This is a genomic window from Pseudomonas sp. P5_A2_2 (assembly GCF_054177685.1).
Genome location: NZ_JBGCUL010001299.1, coordinates 1 through 1,097 on the forward strand (window position 1 = coordinate 1; position 1,097 = coordinate 1,097).

The window sequence follows — 1,097 nt, forward strand, 5'->3', positions numbered from 1 at the left end:
CAGGCCGGCGAGAGCAGGCGGGCGAGAGTCACAACGAAGTGTTCAGCGTGCAGGTCAGCGACGGCCTCGGCGGTGTCGCCACCCAACTGGTGACCGTCACCATCACCGGCAGCAACGACGCGCCAGYGCTCAGCTTCGCGACSGGCAAYGAGGCCGGCGCGGTGCAGGAAGACACCAMGCTCAGCGTCAGCGGCCAGTTCAGCTCGACCGACATCGATCACAATGCCACCGCCAGTTGGACCATCAATGGCCCGYCMACCGGAACCTATGGCTCGATCGCCGTCGACAGCACCGGCCAATGGACCTACACGCTGGCCAATGGCACTGATGGGGTCGCCAGTGCGGTGCAGTCACTGCAGGCCGGCGAGAGCCACAACGAAGTATTCAGCGTACAGGTCAGCGATGGCCTCGGCGGTGTCGACACCCAACTGGTGACCGTCACCGTCACCGGCAGCAACGATGCGCCGGTGCTCAGCTTCGCGACGGGCAATGAGGCCGGCGCGGTGCAGGAAGACAGCACGCTCAGCGTCAGCGGCCAGTTCAGTTCGGCCGACATCGATMACGATGCCACGGCGACCTGGAGCATTGCGGGTACGGACACGGGCACCTTTGGCTCGATCGCCGTGGACCCCACCGGCCAGTGGACCTACACGCTGGCCAATGGCACCGATGGCGTTGCCAGTGCGGTGCAATCRCTGCAGGCGGGCGAGAGYCACAACGAAGTGTTCAGCGTGCAGGTCAGTGATGGCCTCGGCGGTGTCGCCACCCAACTGGTGACCGTCACCATCACCGGCAGCAACGACGCGCCAGTGCTCAGCTTCGCGACCGGCAATGCTGCCGGCGCGGTGCAGGAAGACACCACGCTCAGCGTCAGCGGCCAGTTCAGCGCGGCCGACATCGATCACGATGCCACCGCCACTTGGAGTATTGCCGGGTCAAATACCGGCACCTACGGCTCGATCGCCGTGGACACCACCGGCCAATGGACCTACACGCTGGCCAACGGCACCGATGGGGTCGCCAGTGCGGTGCAGTCGCTGCAGGCGGGCGAGAGYCATGAKGAMGTGTTCASSGTGCARGTCAGCGATGGCCTCGGC

The 1,097-nt window shown here is 65.7% G+C and carries 1 protein-coding gene; it reads left to right on the top strand.

What is annotated here, in order from left to right; genetic code table 11:
• A partial coding sequence (locus ACXRVY_RS30940; protein ID WP_458239201.1) for a VCBS domain-containing protein occupies positions 1-1,097 on the top strand: 1,097 nt, incomplete at both ends.